This is a genomic window from Croceivirga sp. JEA036 (assembly GCF_011882165.1).
GTDB lineage: Bacteria > Bacteroidota > Bacteroidia > Flavobacteriales > Flavobacteriaceae > Croceivirga.
Window position 1 is genome coordinate 248,929 of record NZ_JAATON010000005.1, and the last position, 19,336, is coordinate 268,264.

Consider the following 19,336-nt stretch of genomic DNA (forward strand, 5'->3'; position numbering starts at 1 on the left):
ACTTAAAAAGAAACAAAATGAAATTATATAGAATAAGCTGTATCGCAGCATGTAGTGCATTATTAGCGTTGAATGTAGCCTGTGATGCTGACGATAATGATACTCCAATGATGGATGATGATATGGTGGGTTTGGAAGATGATGGAATGATGGAGGTAGACTTTTCTGGCACATACGCACAAGTAGATTATATGGGGCGTCCTGGCATTAATACGGTTTTAAGTGGCAGCGGTGAACTAAAAGACATGCATAACGCTGCAATCCCTTCAGAAATGCAAGCAACGTTTCAACCGAGCTTTGAAGCGCAGCTAGAAGCATATCATGATGCATATGCAGTTGCCTTGGGTTTAACTGCAGAAGATGTGGATTACGAACCTAATATTTTAGGTGATATTTTAAATGGACCAGAGAATGATGGATATACAGAAAATCCCGTTAGTGCTACCGTATTGACAAGTGTTTTGGCGGACGACGTTTTAGAAGTTGCTCCCAATTTGCCAACAACGTATTTTAACCCAGGGGCTGGTGCACCCGCGTACGAAGGCGCTGTTGGTTTAACAGGTAGAACCTTAACAGATGATGTTATTGATGTTTCTTTAATTCTTTTATTTGGTGGCGGTAATGGCGCTAGATTTAATGGCCAAGATGGTCTGCCATTATTAGTAAGTGATGGTGTAGGCATCACAGCTACGGTGGCTACAGAATTTCCTTATCTGGGCAATCCAGAATAGTACTTTGAAAAAGAGAAGAGGGAGCTGTATTGCAGCTTCCTCTTATAAAAACATACAATTCATCCTAAAACACCCAAAAAATGAAAATACTACTTTCCTTTAGCTTGTTGCTGGTTCTATTCTCTTGCCAAGAGACTACCACATTTGCAACCCAACAAGAAGATTACAATACATATTTGGTGCAAAAAGCTCCTAAAACCCATACCAAATATTTTAATACTTGGAATAATAAAATAACACAAGACAGTTTGCAATTAATGAGTTTAGGCATTGTTGCTGGGGAGTACAATAATTATTTTTCTAAAACCGCAGATGTTGTATACTTAAAGAAGGCAGAACTGGCTTTAGAAAAGGCCTTAGCTGTTGCTAACATAGATAAGGCATCTTATGCAAGAGCCTTGGCGCGTAACTACATTTCTCAACATCGGTTTAAAGAAGCATTACAAATGGCGCATTTAGCAGACCGCGTTGGTGGTGGTAAAGAAGAAACCCAAGCCTTATTGTTTGATGTTTATATGGAATTGGGGGAGTACGATTTAGCACAAACCTATTTAGATTCTCTTACCAATATGAGCAGTTTTGGATACTTAATTAGAGCTGCAAAGTGGAATGATTATAAGGGCGATTTGGATACTACTATTACCCTTATGGAAAAAGCTTTAGCCAAGGCAGAATCTAGTAAGAATGCTAACTTACTTTTATGGTCTTATACCAATATAGCAGATTATTATGGGCATGCTGGTCGTATAGAAGATTCTTATCAAAATTATCTTAAAGCATTGCGTTTAGACCCAAACAACGCATACGCCAAAAAAGGTATTGCTTGGATTGTCTTTAGTTATGAAAAAAATGGAGCAGAAGCGTTACGTATTCTAGACGCTATTACTACCAATTACAAGTCTCCAGACTATTTTCTTTTAAAAGCAGAAATCCATGAGTATATGGGGAACATGGATAAAAAAGCGGTAAATCTAGATTATTATTATAACATGGTTAAAAATCCCAATTATGGAGCCATGTACAATGCTTACAACATAGATTTTATGCTAGACCACTTGCAAGAGTACAAAAAGGCATTGGCATTGGCCCAAGAAGAAGTGACAAATAGACCTACTCCAGAGACTTATAATCTTTTGGCAAAAACCTATCTAAAGTTGGGTAAAGAAGAAAAAGCACTGCAGATAACACAAGAGAAAATAGTAGGTAAAACACATGAGCCTAGTATTTTACTTACTACAGCTAAAGTATATAAAGCAAATGGAAAATCTACTCAGGTAGAACCGATTCAAAAAGAATTGAAAGAAGCTTCTTATGAACTAGGTCCTGTGATAGCTAAGGAAATTCAGAGTTTGTAGTAGTTTTTTTTAGGTTGATTGTTTGGTTAGAAGCGCTCAAGTGTGGTACTTGAGCGCTTTTCTTTTTTTTATAATGATATAAAATTGTCTAGGTCTAAAGTCCAATCGTAATTGGAATATTCCACATCAACATCTGCATCTGCCGGAATTAGTTGGTGTTGCTCTAAAATTTCTTTGGTACCAGATTTACCACCAAAATCACCTCTAAACCAAGAAAACAAAGAAGTTACTTTCGCTGTACCATCACTATAGGTGGTTGATTTTTCTAAAAAACGTGCGGTTCCTTTTTTAAATTGTTCTTCTACTTTTTGAGGGGTGTAAATAGCCACTGGAGGGCAATCTTTGGCCCCGCAGTTTAGTGCAAAATGTATACGGTAATCGCGTTTATTTACGCGCAATTTGCGCTCAAATTTACCTGGAAACCATTTGCGTACATATCCTAAACCTATTCCCCATTGCGATTTTCTTAAAATACCATGTTCAATAGTTTCAAAAGCTACCGTATGGCCTGCTATAGTAATTTGTTCTTTAGAAAAGAACGCACCCCGGTCATCATAATATTCTGGATGTTCTTTTAAAATTAGTTGTATGTAGGCGTTGTAAATATTTACCCAAAAAGCATACTTCTGAGCATCTGTAACCAAGCTCCTTTGCAAGTCTTCAAAAGAAGCTGCTGCCAGTTTATCTGTGATTTCAGTAGTGGGCGTTTCGTTTTTAATATGTTCTAGCAACTGTTCTGATAATACATTGAATTCTGTAGAAGCAAAGTTTTTTTCTTGTAATGGTGCTTTTTTTACCTTACAACAACTAAAAAATAAAAAGCTTAAAACCGCTAATAATCTTATCTTCATTAAAATATATTTTATCTATTTACGTAAACATGGTATTTTGGGTTTGTCGCTTAAAAAAGCAGATGCTTTCTTAAAACCTACTTAAAAGAATTTCCGTAGGTATTAAAAATTTCTAAATGATTAGTGTTGTAATTCCTGCTCATAATGAAGCAACTAATTTAGCTAACTTACTTCCTCACATCAAGGGCTTAAAACAGTATGAAAATACGGAAATCATAGTGGTTTTGTCTAAAGATACCCAAGATAAATCTATCCAAGTATGTAATAGGTATGGCGTGCACTGGTATCAATCTTCGGTTACTGGTAGAGCAGCACAATTAAATCTAGGAGCTTTGCACGCAAAAGGCAAGTATTTGGCTTTTTTACACGCAGATGTATGGCCACCCAGTAGTTTTTTTACGGATATCAAAGAGACGCTAGAAGGTACCTCGGAAGCAGGTTTTTTCTCCTATCAATTTAATAAAAACAGTTTTCTATTAAACATCAATAGTAAGTTCACCAAAAAAGATGGCATTTTTACCGGTGGTGGAGACCAATGCCTGTTTATAAGAGCTTCTGTTTTTAAAAAGTTACATGGGTTTGATGAGAAACAGGTAATTATGGAGGACTTTGAATTCTTTAGAAGAATGAAGCAGCAAAAAATACGCTACACTATTATTCCTAATAACCTTATGGTGTCTGCCAGAAAGTACGAAACGAATTCGTACCTAAAGGTCAATTTATCTAATCTTCTTCTCGTTGTTCTATTTAAAATAGGATACCCTGCGGTAAAGTTGAAACGGTTACATTCTAAATTAATTAGTACGCCTTATGCTGCTAGAAAATAGCTTTTAGCTACTCACAGCGCCTAAAGTATAAAGTTGTTCTAAAGTAGGGCTCTTACTACCGCCAGCAGGTTCTAATGTTATACCAAATGCTTGACTTTTATTAGTGTTATCTAACTCAAATAATTTGGTGTCGTTAGATGCAAAATCATCTAACAGCCCTAAACTTGTTGGCGTTAATGGATTTAGTTTTAAAGACCATACTTGGTAGGTAAAGCCTTCTGGGGGTTCAGGTAGACCTTGGGCATCTATAACTACTTTTTGCTCTTTTGTATTCCAATATACCTTGGCAAAAGACTCTGGGGCAACAGCTTGTCCGCCTAAGGCAACAACGGCCACGTTTTGGTCTCTTAATTGCTCTAATATGCTGTTAACCTTAGTAGTTGTTTCTTTTTCTACTTCTACCGCGGTTTTTAATTCCTCTTTTTCCGTAGTAGTCACCTCTAAGGTTTCTTTTAATATATTATTTTGTTGGTACAAGTAAAATAAGCCTATAGCCAATGCCACAGAGGCAGCCCAACCCGCATAGCTAAAGAAATTTTGGTTTGTACGTTTCTCTGCTACAGGGGTTATCGGGATTACGTTCTGAGTTTTCTTTCGTATAGTAGAAAGTGAATCCTCAGCTAAACCAGGAGACGCAGCTTTACTTAAGGCTAAAATACTGTCTTCTATAGCCAATATTTCTGCTTTAATCTCTGGATACTCTTGCGCGTAGCGGTCTATCTGCAAATTTTCTTCTGCAGTGAGTAGCCCAGCAACATATAGTTCCAAAATACCAGACGCTATGTATTCTTGCGTATCCATTATAAATTTAAGTTTTCTCTTAGTTTAGAGATACAACTTCTATTTCTTGTTTTTACCGTCCCAACAGGTATGTTAAGTTCTTCTGCTACTTCTTTTTGGGTATACCCCTTAAAGTATAACAATTCAATTACTTGTAAACACTTTTCTTTTAAGTCTTTTACTAATTTTTTTAGCCCGATAGTATTTGTTCTTTCGTCCATATCTTCTACACCCTCTACTATACCTACGAAATAATCTAACTGTAGGTTTTTTTTGTCATTTTTGTGCGATTTAGACCTTACTTCATCTATAGCAGTATTCCTGGCTATATTTAATATCCAAGTAAAGAAACGGCCTTTACTTTTATCATAACTATCAGCATTATGCCAAATTTTTATAAAAACATCTTGGCAAAGCTCTTGTGCTCTTTCTGGATTGCGTACAATAGTATTGATAACGCCACAGATATTCTCTGCGTACATTTGATGCAGAGTTTCAAACGCAGTTGCATCTTGCTGTTTAAATTTTAGAATAAGGTTATCTAAGTCTATTGCCATTGCGCTAAAGATAGGTATTGCAACATATTTTTAAGCATAAAACATATTTTAATTGTAAAAGGGAATCATGCACGGTCTCTATAACTTGACTATCAGTAAGCTTAAAAAAAGAAAAGCCATCCTAAGATGACTTTTTGTTTTTAGTATTTAAAAAATGATTTTACTCTTTCAAGGTAACCGTACGTTCAACGGTATTAAAAGGTCCTGGAATTCCGTTGCCTTCTTGATCTATTAGTTCTAGTTTAATAGTTACTTCTCCTTTGTTTAGACCCTTGATTACATGGGGTACCCATTCGGTTATCATAAATTCCTGTCCATTAATTGTTGCTTTAACCTTATTACCATCTGCTGATAATGTGGTATTCAGAACAAAAAAGTCTAACAATAAATTTTCTGTATCCTTACCAGAATACTCCCCTTTGGGTCTGCTGTAAATTAGGGTAGGAGCATCTATTTGTATACCTTTAGAATCCTCTGGATTCTCTCCAATTTCTAACTTCTGTACAACTACGGAGTTTTCATTTTTAACAGATTCGTGATAAGACCTGCTTAAGAAAGCAACTAAGTGGTGTACGCCTGCTGGCATTTCTTTAGTAAAAGTAGATTCATAATGCGCAGAGTACGGCTCATTATTTAGTATAAAATGAATATGCTGTCCTTTACCAGAGTTTGCAAGTAAGTTTGCGTTTGGACTGTCTGTTTGTGCTCCAAGTTCATAATTAGATACAGTAAAGTTAAAATCTACCGGGCCTGCCTCTGCAATCTTACCATCAGAAGGATTCTCCAAGCGCAGTACAGCATCGCTATAAGCAGGAGAATCTTCTAATTTGGATAATGTTATATTTTCTTCCGGAGTTTCGATTTTAACTTCCTCAGCCTCTTTTTTTGCATCATTATAGCCGTCTTCAACTCCTTTCTTAAAGTCTTTACAGCTAAAACTTAAAGCTAATATTGCTCCTAATGGTATTGCGATTAATTTTTTCATCGTCTTTGTCTTTGGTGTTTTCTTAGATTAGCTTAAAAGTAAAAAAATATGCAGCGCTAACCAATTTAATAGTGTAGCAATTTTAACGCTATTCTTATAATAACGAGCTGTTATGATTATTGACTAATCTAAGAACTCCGTAATCACTTGTGTTTGGCTATGCAAGGTTTTGTGTACTGGGCATTTGTCTGCAATTTCTAACATGCGAGCAATTTGTTTTTGGTCTAAATTTCCTGTAAACTTTATAAAACGATGAAACGTATCAATCTTGGCCGTTGGTTCTTCGCAATGTTCACAGTCTACAGCATGTTGTTTGTTGTAAGTGGTGTGGACTTCTATGTTTTCTAAAGGCCAATTTTTACGCTTGGCATACATTTGCACAGTCATTGCTGTACAGGCAGATAAACCAGCAGAAACCAACTCATAAGGAGATGGGCCAAAATTTTGGCCGCCAAAAGAAACTGGCTCATCTGCCACCATAAGGTGGTCACCAACCTTCATTTGTGTGGTAAAACTTGCATTACTATCTAGACTTGCTATTACCTCTTGCTTACTTTTTAAAGGTGTCTCTGCTTTTATAGTCACGTAGCGTGTGGCCCAATTGGCAATGACATTCCCTACATAGGTTGCGTCTTCTTTATCTGATAATAAATGGTCTGCACCATCTAAGGATATAAAGCTTTTAGGATGATGCGCTGCGGTATAAATTTCTTCTGCATTCTGAATTCCAACAATAGTGTCTTGTGGTGAATGTAGCACCAGTAATGCTTTACGCAGGTCCTGTATATTTTCTTTGGCTGCATTCTGCTCTAAATCTTTTACAAACTGCCGCGTAATCGTAAAATCTCTTCCACTTAAATGTACCACAGCTTTACCACTTCGTTTAATTTCTTCTAAGTTAGATTTAAAAAGATGTTTAACATGTTCTGGATGGCTAGGCGCACCAATGGTGGCTACTGCTGTTACAAAATCCAACTTTGCTGCAGCTTGTAAAACGGCTGCGCCTCCTAAAGAATGCCCAACCAAAAGACTAGGTGCTTTGTAGGTAGCATCTAAAAAATTTGCCGCAGCAATTACATCTTCTACATTACCAGAAAAATTGGTATCCGCAAATTCCCCTTCACTTTCTCCTAATCCAGTAAAATCAAAACGGAGAACACCAAAACCATTCGCGGTAAGGCCTCTGGCAATATTTTTAACTGCTAATAAATTTTTAGTGCAGGTAAAGCAGTGTGCAAAAAGCACAAAATTGTGCGGATGCTGGTTTATAGGTAGTTCCAATAGGCCTTTTAATTGTTGACCTTGCTGGTTGGTAAATTTTACTCTGTTTGTCTGCATAGTTTATGGTCTTTTACAGGGCCAAAGTAAAATGGTGGAATAAGCCCTATAGATTAACTTTTAGGTTTCTTTTTAAAGAGACTAGATAAGTCGGGATTGTAAAAGATTCCTATCTGGAGTCTATCATAAACCGCATTGGTAAATTGGTTTCTTAAGTAACCAATCTGCACACTGCTATTTTCTGTAACATGTACACCTAAAGCACCGTAAAGCCGGTTTTGTCCAAATAAATCGTCTTGTAGGTTTATAAATAATTCATCATAAAAATTTAAGAAAAAGGTATTGGTCAAGGGGAGTGTAACTTGCAGGCGATAACGTGCTCGGTGTTGCGTGTCCGTAGTGTTATTGGCAAACTCTAAAAAACGTTGTTCTAGACGATACCGGTGTTCAAATAGAAATTCCCACACTTTATTTTTTAAAATGAACTGTTCAAAAATTCGGTGTTCCTTACTATTGGTCTCTCCAGGTAAATCTATAAAACTGGCATCGGTCTCAATATATCCATACCCTAAAGTTGCTATAGCATCCTTATTGATATGGTAATTGGCGCCTGTTCTCAATAAAAGTTGATTAAAATTATCGGTAGTTTCATACAATCGAAATTGCGCTTCGGTATGTAAACTCCACTTTTCAGATAGCTTATTAGTACCAAAATACATGTACCATGCGCCAAACTCTTCCTCCCCAGAAATGGGCGTAGCAATCTGGGCGTTGCCTTTACTAATAAATAGGAATACAAATAGGGAAAGTAGCAGTAGTTTCTTCATTATAAAGTTTGAATAGTTGTTGCCCACAAGATATAATCTCTTGTTAAAATGCAAAGGCTATTTAACAATACTTAAGCACTCTTTTCAATTTGATGGATGGCAAAAATCAAGCAGGTCCCAAAGTTAATTCAACTTAAAATAAAGGTAAAGCTTGGTGCTAATGTTAAAAATTAACGTGGCACAATAAGGCTTCAATTTTAGTTTCGCCGCTTTAAAAACAGAACCAAAATGAAAACTTTTACCAAACTTATTTTAGTAGTATGTAGTCTGCTTTTGGGTGCCAATTGGGTTACCGCGCAGTCTACCAATGCCTCTATTAGAGGAACTATTTTAGATGACGGCAATGCACCTATGATGGGTGTCAATATTCTAGTACAGAATGCCGCAACAGGATTTAGAACCGGAACCATTACAGATATGGACGGTAATTTTGTATTACAACAGCTGCCTTTAGGTGGCCCTTATCGCTTTGAGGCTTCTTATACTGGATTTAAAACGGCGGTAAAAGAGGGGATAGAATTAAACCAAAGTGATGTTGTTGTACTTAAGATTAATTTACAAGAAAGTGTAAATGCGTTAGAAGAGGTAGTATTGACTGGTGAGGGTATCTCTCAACGTATTCAACAAATAGGAGCAGCCACCAAAATTGGTAAAGTACAGATTGCCAATCTCCCAACGGAAGGTAGAAACTTTACAAGGCTAACCAGTTTAAGCCCGTTGCAAGGCGGTGGGTCTCTAAATTTAGGAGGGCAGCGTAGAACTTCTACTAACATTACTATAGATGGGGCAAATGCTAGAAACACCTTAACGGCCGGTGAGGTTGGTCGTGGACCCTACACCTTGTCTCAAGAAGCAGTTAGGGAGTTTGAAGTATCTACTAATGACTACAGTGTTACACAGGGTAGACAAAGTGGAGGAGCCCTAAACGTCGTAACCAAATCTGGTACCAACACTTTTAGTGGTAGTGCTTTCTTTTACCACAGAGCGGATGCTTTACAAAGTAAATATAACATTAGAGGAGAAGACAGAGAAGCAGATTTTTACACCTCTCAATACGGAATTAGTTTGGGCGGACCTATTGTAAAAGACAAATTACATTTTTTTGCTACATATGAGCGTCAAGATGCAGGAGAGCCAATAAGTATTGCAGATATACAGAGTGATGCAGATGCAAATCGTTTAGGGATTTCTCAAGACAATTTAGACCGCTTCTTAAACATTGCTAGGACTAAATACGGTGTGAGTGATGCTCAGCAAGTAGGGCAATTTGATAGAGAAACAGAAGCCAATAACTTATTCATTCGCTTGGATTGGCAAATAAATGATAAACATAGATTAACACTACGTAATCTGTATAATAAGTGGGAAAGCCCATTTAATACCAGTGATAATTCGGATTTTGAAATTGCGGAATCTTGGTCAGATTTTGAGTCTAAAGAGAATAGCTTTTTGGTGTCTTTACGTTCTAATTTCTCTCCTGCTGTAACTAATGAATTCAAAGTACAATATCAGCATGCAGAACGCGCTTTTGTTCCAAGCAGTCAATTGCCGTCTAGCAATATTCCTAGGGCCATTGTAGAGGTTACTTCAGTATTACCTAATGGCAGTACAAGGTCTAGAGACATTCAAATGGGAGGGCAACGTTTTACGCCAGAAACCAATATGGAAAATCAGCTGCATATTGCAAATATTACGTATTTAAATACAGGTAAAGTAAACTATACTTTTGGTACAGATAACACCATAACTTACTTGGAAACCTTGCTTTCTAACGAGCAAAATGGTCGTTTTTTCTTTGATAGTTTAGATGATTTTGACAATATGAACGCAAGTAGGTATGCCAGAGAGGTGCCATTACAGGGTTTACCGTTGGTAGAGCAAACAGTGTTAGATTTATCGCTTTTTGCTGAGGCCGATTTTAATCTTACTAAGGACATAAACCTAAAAGCAGGTTTGCGTTGGGATGCTACTATATTTAATGATGCGGCAGAATTTAATCCTGTGGTTTTTGAAGATTTAGGCATTAGAACGGATGAAACCATAGAAGACTTTGATAACATTCAACCTAGAATTCAACTTACTTGGAATTTAAAAGGAGAGAATACAGATATCTTTAAATTAGGGGGAGGTGTATTTACATCTCAACCCCATTATTATGCACAAGTAAATAACATACAAAATAGTGGTACTTTGCTTGGAGCCATAGATGTTACTGGTGCGGCTGTGCCAACCCCAGATTTTGTTGGCTACAGACAAGACCCATCTACTGTTCCTGGAATACCAGAAGGTGAAACTCCGTTTTCTACCATCAATGCGGTAAGTCCAGACTTTGAAGTGCCAACCACCTTTAAAGGAAATTTTAGCTACACCCACTTTTTTGATAACGGGCTGTATTTTGGGTTGAATGCCTTATTGAGTCACACTAAAAACAATTACACTTACCAAGAAGCCAACTTAGTAACCAATCCCTATTTTGTAACTCCACAAGGTAGAGAGGTGTTTGTGCCTGCCAATACAATTACAGAGGGCGGACAGATAGATTGGACCAATTCTAGAATTTCGGATAGAGTAGGTAGAGCACTATACATGACATCTGACGGGATATTAGACCAAATGGCCTTGGTAGTAGAAGCAGGAGCAGAGATAGGCAAAGATGGTTACATCAATGGTAGCATTACGTTTAACCAAACTAAAGACAATTCTTCTTACAACTGTTGTGTAGCCAATACCTCTACTTTTTTACCTGTAGAAGGTGACCCAAGAGATTTAAATTATGGTTTTTCTGATAACCATTTTGGAACAAAAATGGTACTAAACGGAGCAACTCCTACTTGGAAAGGCTTTAAATTAGGAGTTACAGCCATAGGTTCTGGAGGATCTAGATATTCGTTAATGGTGGATGATAATACCAGTGCTAATGGCGATTTTAACCTTAGGAATGATATTGCTTACATTTTTGATCCTAATGACCCCAATACACCAGAAGCGATAAGAGATGCATACAACCAAGTGTTGGCAGACCCAGATACACCAGAAAATTTCAAGGAATATTTGCGAGAGAATTTTGGGCGTTTTGCAGAGCGTAATGGTGGGGTAAACCCCTTTGCGGCAACTGTAGATATGCGTTTAACCAAATCATTTACTTTTTTAAATACTCAGAAATTAGAGTTGTCTGCAGATTTATTTAACGTCGCCAATCTACTTAATAAGGAATGGGGAGTAAATCACAATTTTGGTAGAACTAGGGAGTTTATGCGTGTTAATGGTTTTAACCCAACTACCAATGCTTACGATTACGGTGTACAAACAGGAGCAGGGGTAGAACCAATTGGTGGTACGCCTTGGCGATTACAATTGGGAGCTCGTTATTCATTTTAATAGTTAGGAAGATGAAAAAGTTTTTAAACTTAGTGATAAGCTGTTGTGCAGCCACTGTATTTGCACAAACAGACCAACATGTAGTATTAGTTTCCGTTGACGGATTTAGACCAGATTTTTATTTGGAAGCCAAATGGCCAGCTCCCAATTTGAAACAAATGGCAAAAGAAGGTGTACAGGCTTTAGGGGTAAGAGGTGTCTTTCCCTCTGTAACGTATCCATCTCACACTACTTTAATAACTGGAGCAACACCATTACATCATGGCGTGTATTACAATGCTCCGTTTGAACCGGAAGGGCAAACCGGAAGATGGTATTGGGAGAGCAATTTAATACAGACCCAAACGCTTTGGAAAGCAGTACAAGAAAAAGGAGGCACAACCGCCTCTTTTTTCTGGCCTGTTAGTGTAGGTGGTGCTATAGATTATAACGTGCCGGAAGTTTGGACGGTAGACCGTAAAGGTCCTTTTATGGAGGCGAATCGTGCCAATGAAAACCCCAAAGGTTTTCTTGCAGAATTAGAAGAAAAAGCAACAGGTAAGTTGACCTCAGCCAATTTTAATGGCGATTATCTAAATAGAGAAGACAAAACTGGGGACATGGCTGCCTACACGCTAGAGACCTACAAACCCAATTTTATGACGGTTCATTTAATTGCTACAGACCACTTTCAGCATGCAGAAGGAAAGGAAGGTCCAATGGTGTATAAATCTATTGCGGCTGTAGATAGGGCCATTGGTAAAATAATGGAAGCAGCTGAGCGCGCTAAGATTTTAAATAAGACCACTTTTATAATAACTGGTGACCATGGTTTTGTTGATATTCATAGTGCCTTGAGCCCAAACATTTGGCTTAAAGAGATGGGACTACTAGCGGATAGCAAAGAACGCGGCAACTGGAAAGCAGTTTTCCATACCAGTGGAGCCTCAGCCTTTCTAATTTTAAAAGATGCTAAGGATAAAAAGACCTTAGAGCATGTAAAGAATAAGCTAGCTAGTTTACCAGCTAAATATAAAAAGTTGTTTAGAGTGATTGAAAAGGAAGAACTGAACGCTGTAGGCGCTAGTAAAGAAGCTGCATTGGCACTAGCCCCTGTAGAGGGTGTAGCCATGTCTGGTAGTACAGAAGGGAATGTATTAAAACCGCGTAAGGGCGGCACACACGGCTTTTTTCCTGATTTTAAAGCCATAGAAACAGGTTTTGTTGCTTGGGGAGCCCTCACCGCAAAGCAGAAAACTATAGAAAAAATGAACCTAGAAGATATAGCGCCTTTAATTGCGGAAATGCTGCAATTAGATTTTGAAGCTAAAGATGGCATTGCTTATCCCGGTATATTAAAATAAACGTGGTAGGTATATTAATATACTTTTCTTAAGGTGTTAGCAATTGTTTGACGGGTGGCCCCAATAAGGTCACCCAAATCTTTTTTAGTCAATAAATCAAATAATTGATACTCTTGACCAGAACAATCCAATACTTTTTCTTGAAAATATTCTTTTAAATAGAGTACCTTGTCTAAGGCCCCTTTTTCATTGGCCATTTTTATTTTTTTTTCTGCATTACACCATCGGATGATGAGGTAGCCTATAAACCATTCATTCACCTTTTTGTCTTTAGCAATGAGTTCTTTAAAAAAAGCTAAATCATAAACCCGTATTCTAGAATCTACCATAGCTTTAGAAAACTCGTAGAATTGGTCGTTATTTAAGTACTCAAAATTGCCAAAAAAACAGTTGTGCCCTATAACATCATAAATATACTCTTGTCCAGACTCTGTGTAACTGCCCAGCTTTACAGCGCCTTCTACTATTTCATAGGCAAAATTCAGTTTTTTGCAAGCGGTATAAATATGGTTACCCTTGGGTACAATTAGCTCAGTAATTTTACCTTGAGTAGCTATATTTTGTTCCCTTAAATGGTCTAATAAATTAAACTGCAAAAAGTTAGCACTTTTGGCAGCGCGTAGGTTAATCATGCTTCAATTTTTGCCGAAAATACCTCCCTAATTTTAAGTCAGCGTTAGGCAAAGGTTACTTAAAATAGAAAACCCCAATAGGGTTGGGGAAACAGTATAAAAAAAGCCCCCATTTTGGGGGCTTTGTTAGGTTACTTTAAACTGAATGTTTTTACGTCTTTAAAGGGCGATAAATCCAAAGCCTTGATACTGCTTTGGTAGGGTTTCCATTTTTCGTTAAAGAAGGTATTGGTTTTTTCCAAGGCCGATGTTAACTCATCCTCTGCAAATTTTAGCAACTGGCGCTCCGTGCTAGTAATCCCTGTTTGTCTGCTTTGGATGTAGCCAGAGGCTGTTCCAATTCTGTTCATAACAGTAATTTCTGGATTACGGGTAATACCTTGGCGCTTATCTTCTTTACCAATATATAAAGCTATAACGCTATCAATTTCTTTTACAATTTCTGTAGAGGCTTTTATTTGTTCTTTGAACTTTTCTTTATCCAAGTCTTGCATGTCTTTTTTAAAGCTGTTGGCCAAATCTTTACTTTCTACCAGTTGCTTTACGGCATCTGCAGCGGTTTGTGTAAAATCCTGTAACTGCTTGGCGGTATTGTAAACTTCATTCACAGAAGCCATATCTACATCCAATCTTGGGTCGGTTTCTACTTTAATCGTGGTTTCGTCCGTGGTTGTTCCATGACTTACCTGTACGCGATAAGTTCCTGGTTTAACCGTAACCCCTCCACGTTCTCTTTTACTTTTGCTAATTTTTCTAGAAGGGCGGTCTGGGCCTTTCTCGTCCATGTTCCAATATAACCTATGAAAGCCCGCCTTTTCTGGGGTCTTAATTTTTAGCGTACGGATTAATCGGTCACCATCAAAAATATCGAACTGTACAGAATCTTTTTTCTGAACACCCGTCATTTCTTTTTGGGTAGTTTCTACCTCCTCAGCATCATCCTTTTCTTCTTTTTTTGCTGATTTATCCGCTTTTTTGCTGCCTTCCTTTAAGAAATAGGTTAGCATAGCCCCATATGCTCTGTTCTCTGCATTGTACAATGCATCTGCGCCAAATCTGCTACCTGTGGGTTGTTGGTATGCTGCCAAATAGGCGGTTGGACTCTCAAATAGGGCTACTTCTTTATTTAGGATGCTCATGTCTTTGGCAATAGCACGTAGAGGTCTAATATCATCCAGAACCCAAGCGGCTCTACCAAAAGTTCCTATGACCAAATCTTGCTCTCTTGGGTGTATAGCTAAATCCTTTGTGGATACCGTAGGGAAAGATTTACCCCATTTTTGCCATTTTTCACCTGCATTGAAAGATACATACAAGCCATCATCCGTACCTAAGAAGACTAAATTTGGATTTTCTGGGTCTTCTATTATAGAAAGCGTATAGCTTTCTACATCGTTACCATCTACAATACGGGTCCATGTTTTACCATAATCCTTAGTTCTATAGGCATAGGGAGTGTAGTTGAAACGTCTATAATCGTTAGCGATTAATAAAGCTTCGCCCTTGTTTTTTTGCGAGGCCTTAATTTGTGGAATCCAACTTCCTTTAGGTAAGCCCTTTAGGTTGGCCGTTACTTCTGTCCAAGTTTGTCCGCCGTTTTGCGTAATATGCACCCGACCATCATCCGTACCCACCCAGAGCATATCCTTTTCTACCGGTGAAGGTTCTATTACCAATACCGTACAGTGATTTTCCGCGCCAGTAGCATCCATAGTTAAACCACCACTTTCACTTTGTTTTTGCTTTTCTGGGTCGTTGGTGGTTAAATCTGGAGAAATTACCTGCCAGGTCAACCCTTTGTCGGTAGACTTGTGTACAAACTGACTTCCAAAATAAACCGTGCTATTATCAAATGGGTCCTGACCAATACCGGCATTCCAGTTAAAACGAAGTTTGGTATCCGCGTCTGGTGGTGTTGGTCGCACAATATAATTGTTACCCGTCTTCCAATCGTAACGGCTTACAAATCCTTGTTGGCTCATTGCATAACCATATTGGCTGTTGTCTTTGTCTGGTACCACATCAAACCCATCACCAAACGCAATCTCTTGCCAGTAACTGTTACGTATACCTTGGGCTTTCCAAACGTAAGCAGGTCCTCTCCAAGAACCATTATCTTGCATTCCGCCGTACACGTTATACGGATACTCATTATCTACGCTAATGTGATAAAACTGTGCTACAGGTAGGTTGCCAATAAAACGCCAGGTTTTACCTCCATCTTTAGAAATGTTTAAACCACCGTCATTACCATCTATCATAAATTGGCCATTCTCTGGGTGAATGTAAAATGCATGATGGTCTGGGTGTACCCCATTGGCGACACCGTAAGCGGGCATTAAAGAAGTAAAGCTTTTACCACCGTCTTCAGAAACATTTACGTAAGTAAATACAGAGATTAACCGATTTTCGTTTTCTGGGTCTACACGAATATCCGAGTAATAAAAAGGACGGTTGCCAATTTCTTCTTTATCATTGACTTTTTTCCATTTAAAACCGCCATCGATAGACTTGTACAAGGCATTTTTCTTAGCCTCTACCAAGGCATAAACAATGTTAGGTTTATTCTTCGCTATGGCCAAACCAATACGGCCCAATTCGCCCTTAGGCAAACCATCTTCATCGCTAAGTTTTTTCCAATTTTCTCCACCATCATGGGTCATATACAGGCCACTGCCTTCACCACCAGATTTAAAAAACCAAGGGTCGCGCTTATGTTCCCACATAGCCACCAAAATCTTGTTAGGATTACTTGGGTCCATTACCATATCTGCAACCCCAGATTTAGGATTGGTGTATAAAATTTTCTTCCAAGTTTTACCACCATCCGTGGTTTTGTATACGCCTCTTTCTTCATGTATACCCCAAGGAGAACCAATAGCGCCAACATACACGGTATTTGGGTCTGTAGGGTCTATCAAAATACGATGTATGTGCCTTGTTTTCTCAAGACCCATGCTCATCCAGCTTTTACCACCGTCTAAAGATTTGTAAACGCCGTACCCACCATTTAAACTGTTTCTAGGGTTACCTTCTCCGGTACCTACCCAAATTACGGATGGATTACTTTGTTGTATGGCAACCGCACCAATAGAGGCAGTAAGCTCATGGTCAAAAATAGGCTCCCACTTAATGCCGCCAGAAGTAGATTTCCATAAACCTCCTGATGCAGTACCTACATACATTACATCTGGTTGGTCTGTAACTACATCAATAGTGGTAACACGGCCACTCATCCCAGCGGGGCCAATATTTCTAGGTTTAATGTCTTGGAGTAGCTCCATAGAAAATTCCTGCCCAAAACTTAGACAGCTTACTGCAAAACACAGTAAAAGAAGAATCAGTTTTTTCATTTTTTAAGGTTTGTCGAATTAGCTATTTTGAGTTAAACGGATGCTAATTTAATCGGCTCCTATTTGGGCCTAGGATATTAGCAATAGTAGTATTAGAACTAGGCGGCATACCTGGGCAAGACAACTTGTCTTTTATCATTTAGCATTGGATTAATTAGTCGCCTAAAGATACCAAAAACAGGCATCGTATATCTTAAAAGCTTGTTAACGCAAATTGAAGCGATAGCGTTCCCTTTTATTTCGATAACGAACCTCAATCTTAAACAAATAATAAATATTTGAATATTGACCTACATCAATGGAAAGCAAGTTTTAAGCTTTTAATTTTGTAGTCTAAATAATTGATAATTAAAAAGAAAAAGAAATATGAAAAATGTATTGTTTGTTTTAACTAGTCATGATGAACTAGGAAATACGGGAGAAAAAACGGGATTTTGGGTAGAAGAGTTTGCTGCTCCTTATTACTTATTAAAAGATAAAGGAGTAAACGTAACCTTAGCCTCACCAAAAGGTGGGCAACCACCAATAGACCCAAAAAGTAATGAACCAGATTTTCAAACTCCTGCTACTAAGCGTTATTTTGAGGATAAAGAAACCATGGATGCCATGGCGAATACACAAAAACTGAACACGGTAAATGCTGCTGATTATGATGCTGTATTTTATCCAGGAGGGCATGGACCGTTATGGGATTTAGCAGAAGACCAAGACAGTGTGCAATTGATAGAAAATTTCTACAATAGTAATAAACCTGTTGCTGCTGTATGCCATGCACCAGCTGTATTTAAGAATGTAAAAGACCAAAACGGAGAACCTTTGGTAAAAGGAAAACAGGTTACTGGATTTACCAATACAGAGGAAGCAGCAGTACAACTTACAGAAGTAGTGCCGTTTTTGGTGGAAGACATGTTGAAAGAAAACGGAGGGGTTTACTCTAAAAAAGAAGATTGGGCTGCTTATGCCCAAGAAGACGGACTTTTGATTACAGGTCAAAACCCAGCTTCATCAGAATTGGTTGCGGAAATGTTGTTAAGGAGATTGAATTAGGAATACCGCAACTGATAGTGAAAAGCGCAGGAATTCCTGCGCTTTTTTTGTGCTTTTCAATTATTATATCCATTTTTAGAAAAAATCAATATTCTCTTCCGTTTTGGATGACTCCCGCAATCACTGGTTATATCTTGCTTTACTCATTTTGTCTGGGGAAGCAATTTTTATATTACCTTTTGTAATTACCCGTATTTTTAGACCAACGGTGATGGCCGCTTTTGAGGTCAATAATGTAGAATTGGGAATATGCTTTTCAATTTATGGTATCGTAGCCATGCTTTCATATCTATTAGGCGGTCCTATTGCAGATAAATATCCTCCTAAAAAATTAATTGCTGTAGCCTTATGGCTTACAGCTTTGGCAGGGTTTGTTTATGCGCAATTTCCAGATTTATGGGGCTTACAATTGCTATATGGTTGGTGGGGTTTTACCACAATCTTTCTATTTTGGGCTCCCATGATAAAAGCCACCCGTGTTTGGGGTGGTGCAAATTCTCAAGGTAAAGCATTTAGTTTTTTAGATGGTGGAAGGGGATTGACCGGAGCACTTTTTGGTTTGCTAGGAGTACTAATTTTTACCTTAGTATTGCCAGAAACTGCGGGTAATGAAAGTGAAGAAGCTAAAAGAGTTGCTTTTGGTCGGGTAATTTATGTGTCTTCTGGTTTAATTCTATTGATTGGATTTTTAGTTTGGAAGTTTATGGAATTGCCAGACCAAAAAGAAACACAAGAAGTAGAGCGCATCTCTTGGCATCAGGTTAAAGAAGTATTACAACTACGGTCGGTTTGGTTGTTGATGCTTATTATTTGCTGTGGTTACGTAGGATACAAAATAACAGATGTAATCAGTCTTTATGCAGAAGAAGTAATGCAGATGGATATGGTACAATCCGCTCAAGTGGGTACTTTTTTGCAATTTCTTAGACCCGCAACAGGTATTGCTTTAGGCCTAATTGTGGACCGCTTTAAAATTACCCTAATTTTAGTCCTAGGATTTATAGTCTGTATGGTTGGGGGACTATTATTTGGTTTAGGTATAATTACTCCAACTACTAGTATTTTGTTTTTTATTTCTGTTTTTATCGTAGGTGTTGGTGTCTATGCGTGTAGAGCATTGTATTTTTCTATTCTAAGAATTGGTAGAATACCCTTAGCATTTACAGGTACTGCCGTTGGTTTAATTTCTTTAATAGGATATACACCAGACATATTTGCTGGTCCTGCGTACGGGTATTTGCTAGATACGTATCCTGGAGCTGTTGGTCATCAATTGGTTTTCTGGATGTTATTTGTTTTTTCTGCTTTAGGTACATTTTTTAGTATTCTGTATCATAGAAAATATAATAGGTAATCAAGGTAAAATCTTGCTTTTTTTAGTGCGATAAGCTT

General features: G+C 37.9%; 15 protein-coding genes. 7 read left to right on the forward strand and 8 right to left on the reverse strand.

Going from position 1 to position 19,336, the window contains the following annotated elements; genetic code table 11:
- Positions 1–17 precede the first annotated feature (17 nt).
- Positions 18–731 carry a DUF4331 family protein gene (locus tag HCO57_RS14160; RefSeq protein WP_167989557.1) on the forward strand — a complete coding sequence of 238 codons (714 nt, stop codon included), beginning with the start codon at positions 18–20 and terminating at the stop codon, positions 729–731.
- Positions 732–811: 80 nt separating this feature from the next.
- Positions 812–2,086: a tetratricopeptide repeat protein gene (locus HCO57_RS14165; RefSeq protein WP_167989558.1), complete on the forward strand. Its 1,275-nt coding sequence runs from the start codon at positions 812–814 to the stop codon at positions 2,084–2,086.
- Positions 2,087–2,154: 68 nt separating this feature from the next.
- Here the strand turns inward: HCO57_RS14165 and HCO57_RS14170 are convergent, their stop codons facing one another.
- Complete coding sequence (locus HCO57_RS14170; RefSeq protein ID WP_167989559.1) at positions 2,155–2,937, reverse strand: DUF547 domain-containing protein; 783 nt, start codon at positions 2,935–2,937, stop codon at positions 2,155–2,157.
- 116 nt (positions 2,938–3,053) lie between these two features.
- On the opposite strand from HCO57_RS14170, the gene HCO57_RS14175 reads away from it, so the two are divergent.
- The gene (locus HCO57_RS14175) at positions 3,054–3,764 is read left to right on the forward strand and encodes a TIGR04283 family arsenosugar biosynthesis glycosyltransferase (protein WP_167989560.1); all 711 of its coding nucleotides are present in this window, start codon (positions 3,054–3,056) and stop codon (positions 3,762–3,764) included.
- A gap of 3 nt (positions 3,765–3,767) precedes the next feature.
- On the opposite strand, the gene HCO57_RS14180 is transcribed toward HCO57_RS14175, so the two are convergent.
- The 5 genes from HCO57_RS14180 to HCO57_RS14200 all read right to left on the reverse strand — a co-directional run bounded on the left by HCO57_RS14180 (position 3,768) and on the right by HCO57_RS14200 (position 8,191).
- A complete protein-coding gene (locus tag HCO57_RS14180; RefSeq protein ID WP_167989561.1) occupies positions 3,768–4,565 on the reverse strand; it encodes an anti-sigma factor domain-containing protein in 798 nt (265 codons plus the stop codon).
- A complete protein-coding gene (locus tag HCO57_RS14185; protein WP_167989582.1) occupies positions 4,565–5,095 on the reverse strand; it encodes an RNA polymerase sigma factor in 531 nt (176 codons plus the stop codon). The genes HCO57_RS14180 and HCO57_RS14185 overlap by 1 nt, the downstream gene beginning before the upstream one ends.
- A gap of 166 nt (positions 5,096–5,261) precedes the next feature.
- Positions 5,262–6,086: a hypothetical protein gene (locus HCO57_RS14190; protein ID WP_167989562.1), complete on the reverse strand. Its 825-nt coding sequence runs from the start codon at positions 6,084–6,086 to the stop codon at positions 5,262–5,264.
- 123 nt (positions 6,087–6,209) lie between these two features.
- The gene (locus HCO57_RS14195; RefSeq protein WP_167989563.1) at positions 6,210–7,424 is read right to left on the reverse strand and encodes a bifunctional alpha/beta hydrolase/OsmC family protein; all 1,215 of its coding nucleotides are present in this window, start codon (positions 7,422–7,424) and stop codon (positions 6,210–6,212) included.
- 53 nt (positions 7,425–7,477) lie between these two features.
- Positions 7,478–8,191, reverse strand: a complete 714-nt coding sequence (locus HCO57_RS14200; protein ID WP_167989564.1) for a DUF2490 domain-containing protein — start codon at positions 8,189–8,191, stop codon at positions 7,478–7,480.
- A gap of 228 nt (positions 8,192–8,419) precedes the next feature.
- Between HCO57_RS14200 and HCO57_RS14205 the strand changes: the two genes are divergently transcribed.
- Together HCO57_RS14205 and HCO57_RS14210 are read left to right on the forward strand one after the other, a co-directional pair.
- Positions 8,420–11,569, forward strand: a complete 3,150-nt coding sequence (locus tag HCO57_RS14205; RefSeq protein WP_167989565.1) for a carboxypeptidase-like regulatory domain-containing protein — start codon at positions 8,420–8,422, stop codon at positions 11,567–11,569.
- Between the two features lie 11 nt (positions 11,570–11,580).
- The gene (locus HCO57_RS14210; protein ID WP_167989566.1) at positions 11,581–12,912 is read left to right on the forward strand and encodes an alkaline phosphatase family protein; all 1,332 of its coding nucleotides are present in this window, start codon (positions 11,581–11,583) and stop codon (positions 12,910–12,912) included.
- Between the two features lie 14 nt (positions 12,913–12,926).
- Here the strand turns inward: HCO57_RS14210 and HCO57_RS14215 are convergent, their stop codons facing one another.
- Positions 12,927–13,544: a Crp/Fnr family transcriptional regulator gene (locus tag HCO57_RS14215; protein WP_167989567.1), complete on the reverse strand. Its 618-nt coding sequence runs from the start codon at positions 13,542–13,544 to the stop codon at positions 12,927–12,929.
- A gap of 131 nt (positions 13,545–13,675) precedes the next feature.
- Positions 13,676–16,897, reverse strand: coding sequence for a VPS10 domain-containing protein (locus HCO57_RS14220; RefSeq protein ID WP_167989568.1), 3,222 nt, complete (start codon positions 16,895–16,897; stop codon positions 13,676–13,678).
- Between the two features lie 366 nt (positions 16,898–17,263).
- Between HCO57_RS14220 and HCO57_RS14225 the strand changes: the two genes are divergently transcribed.
- Positions 17,264–17,944, forward strand: coding sequence for a type 1 glutamine amidotransferase domain-containing protein (locus tag HCO57_RS14225; RefSeq protein WP_136951073.1), 681 nt, complete (start codon positions 17,264–17,266; stop codon positions 17,942–17,944).
- A 103-nt stretch (positions 17,945–18,047) separates the two neighbouring features.
- Positions 18,048–19,298, forward strand: coding sequence for an MFS transporter (locus HCO57_RS14230; RefSeq protein WP_167989569.1), 1,251 nt, complete (start codon positions 18,048–18,050; stop codon positions 19,296–19,298).
- Positions 19,299–19,336: the final 38 nt, after the last annotated feature.

Excerpts from the sequence above, each read along its gene's own strand:
- HCO57_RS14175 (WP_167989560.1), top strand. The coding sequence starts at position 3,054 with ATGATTAGTGTTGTAATTCCTGCTCATAATGAAGCAACTAATTTAGCT.
- HCO57_RS14160 (WP_167989557.1), top strand. The coding sequence starts at position 18 with ATGAAATTATATAGAATAAGCTGTATCGCAGCATGTAGTGCATTATTA.
- HCO57_RS14205 (WP_167989565.1), top strand. The coding sequence starts at position 8,420 with ATGAAAACTTTTACCAAACTTATTTTAGTAGTATGTAGTCTGCTTTTG.
- HCO57_RS14220 (WP_167989568.1), bottom strand. The coding sequence starts at position 16,897 with ATGAAAAAACTGATTCTTCTTTTACTGTGTTTTGCAGTAAGCTGTCTA.
- HCO57_RS14195 (WP_167989563.1), bottom strand. The coding sequence starts at position 7,424 with ATGCAGACAAACAGAGTAAAATTTACCAACCAGCAAGGTCAACAATTA.
- HCO57_RS14165 (WP_167989558.1), top strand. The coding sequence starts at position 812 with ATGAAAATACTACTTTCCTTTAGCTTGTTGCTGGTTCTATTCTCTTGC.
- HCO57_RS14170 (WP_167989559.1), bottom strand. The coding sequence starts at position 2,937 with ATGAAGATAAGATTATTAGCGGTTTTAAGCTTTTTATTTTTTAGTTGT.
- HCO57_RS14190 (WP_167989562.1), bottom strand. The coding sequence starts at position 6,086 with ATGAAAAAATTAATCGCAATACCATTAGGAGCAATATTAGCTTTAAGT.
- HCO57_RS14215 (WP_167989567.1), bottom strand. The coding sequence starts at position 13,544 with ATGATTAACCTACGCGCTGCCAAAAGTGCTAACTTTTTGCAGTTTAAT.
- HCO57_RS14225 (WP_136951073.1), top strand. The coding sequence starts at position 17,264 with ATGAAAAATGTATTGTTTGTTTTAACTAGTCATGATGAACTAGGAAAT.
- HCO57_RS14210 (WP_167989566.1), top strand. The coding sequence starts at position 11,581 with ATGAAAAAGTTTTTAAACTTAGTGATAAGCTGTTGTGCAGCCACTGTA.
- HCO57_RS14180 (WP_167989561.1), bottom strand. The coding sequence starts at position 4,565 with ATGGATACGCAAGAATACATAGCGTCTGGTATTTTGGAACTATATGTT.
- HCO57_RS14200 (WP_167989564.1), bottom strand. The coding sequence starts at position 8,191 with ATGAAGAAACTACTGCTACTTTCCCTATTTGTATTCCTATTTATTAGT.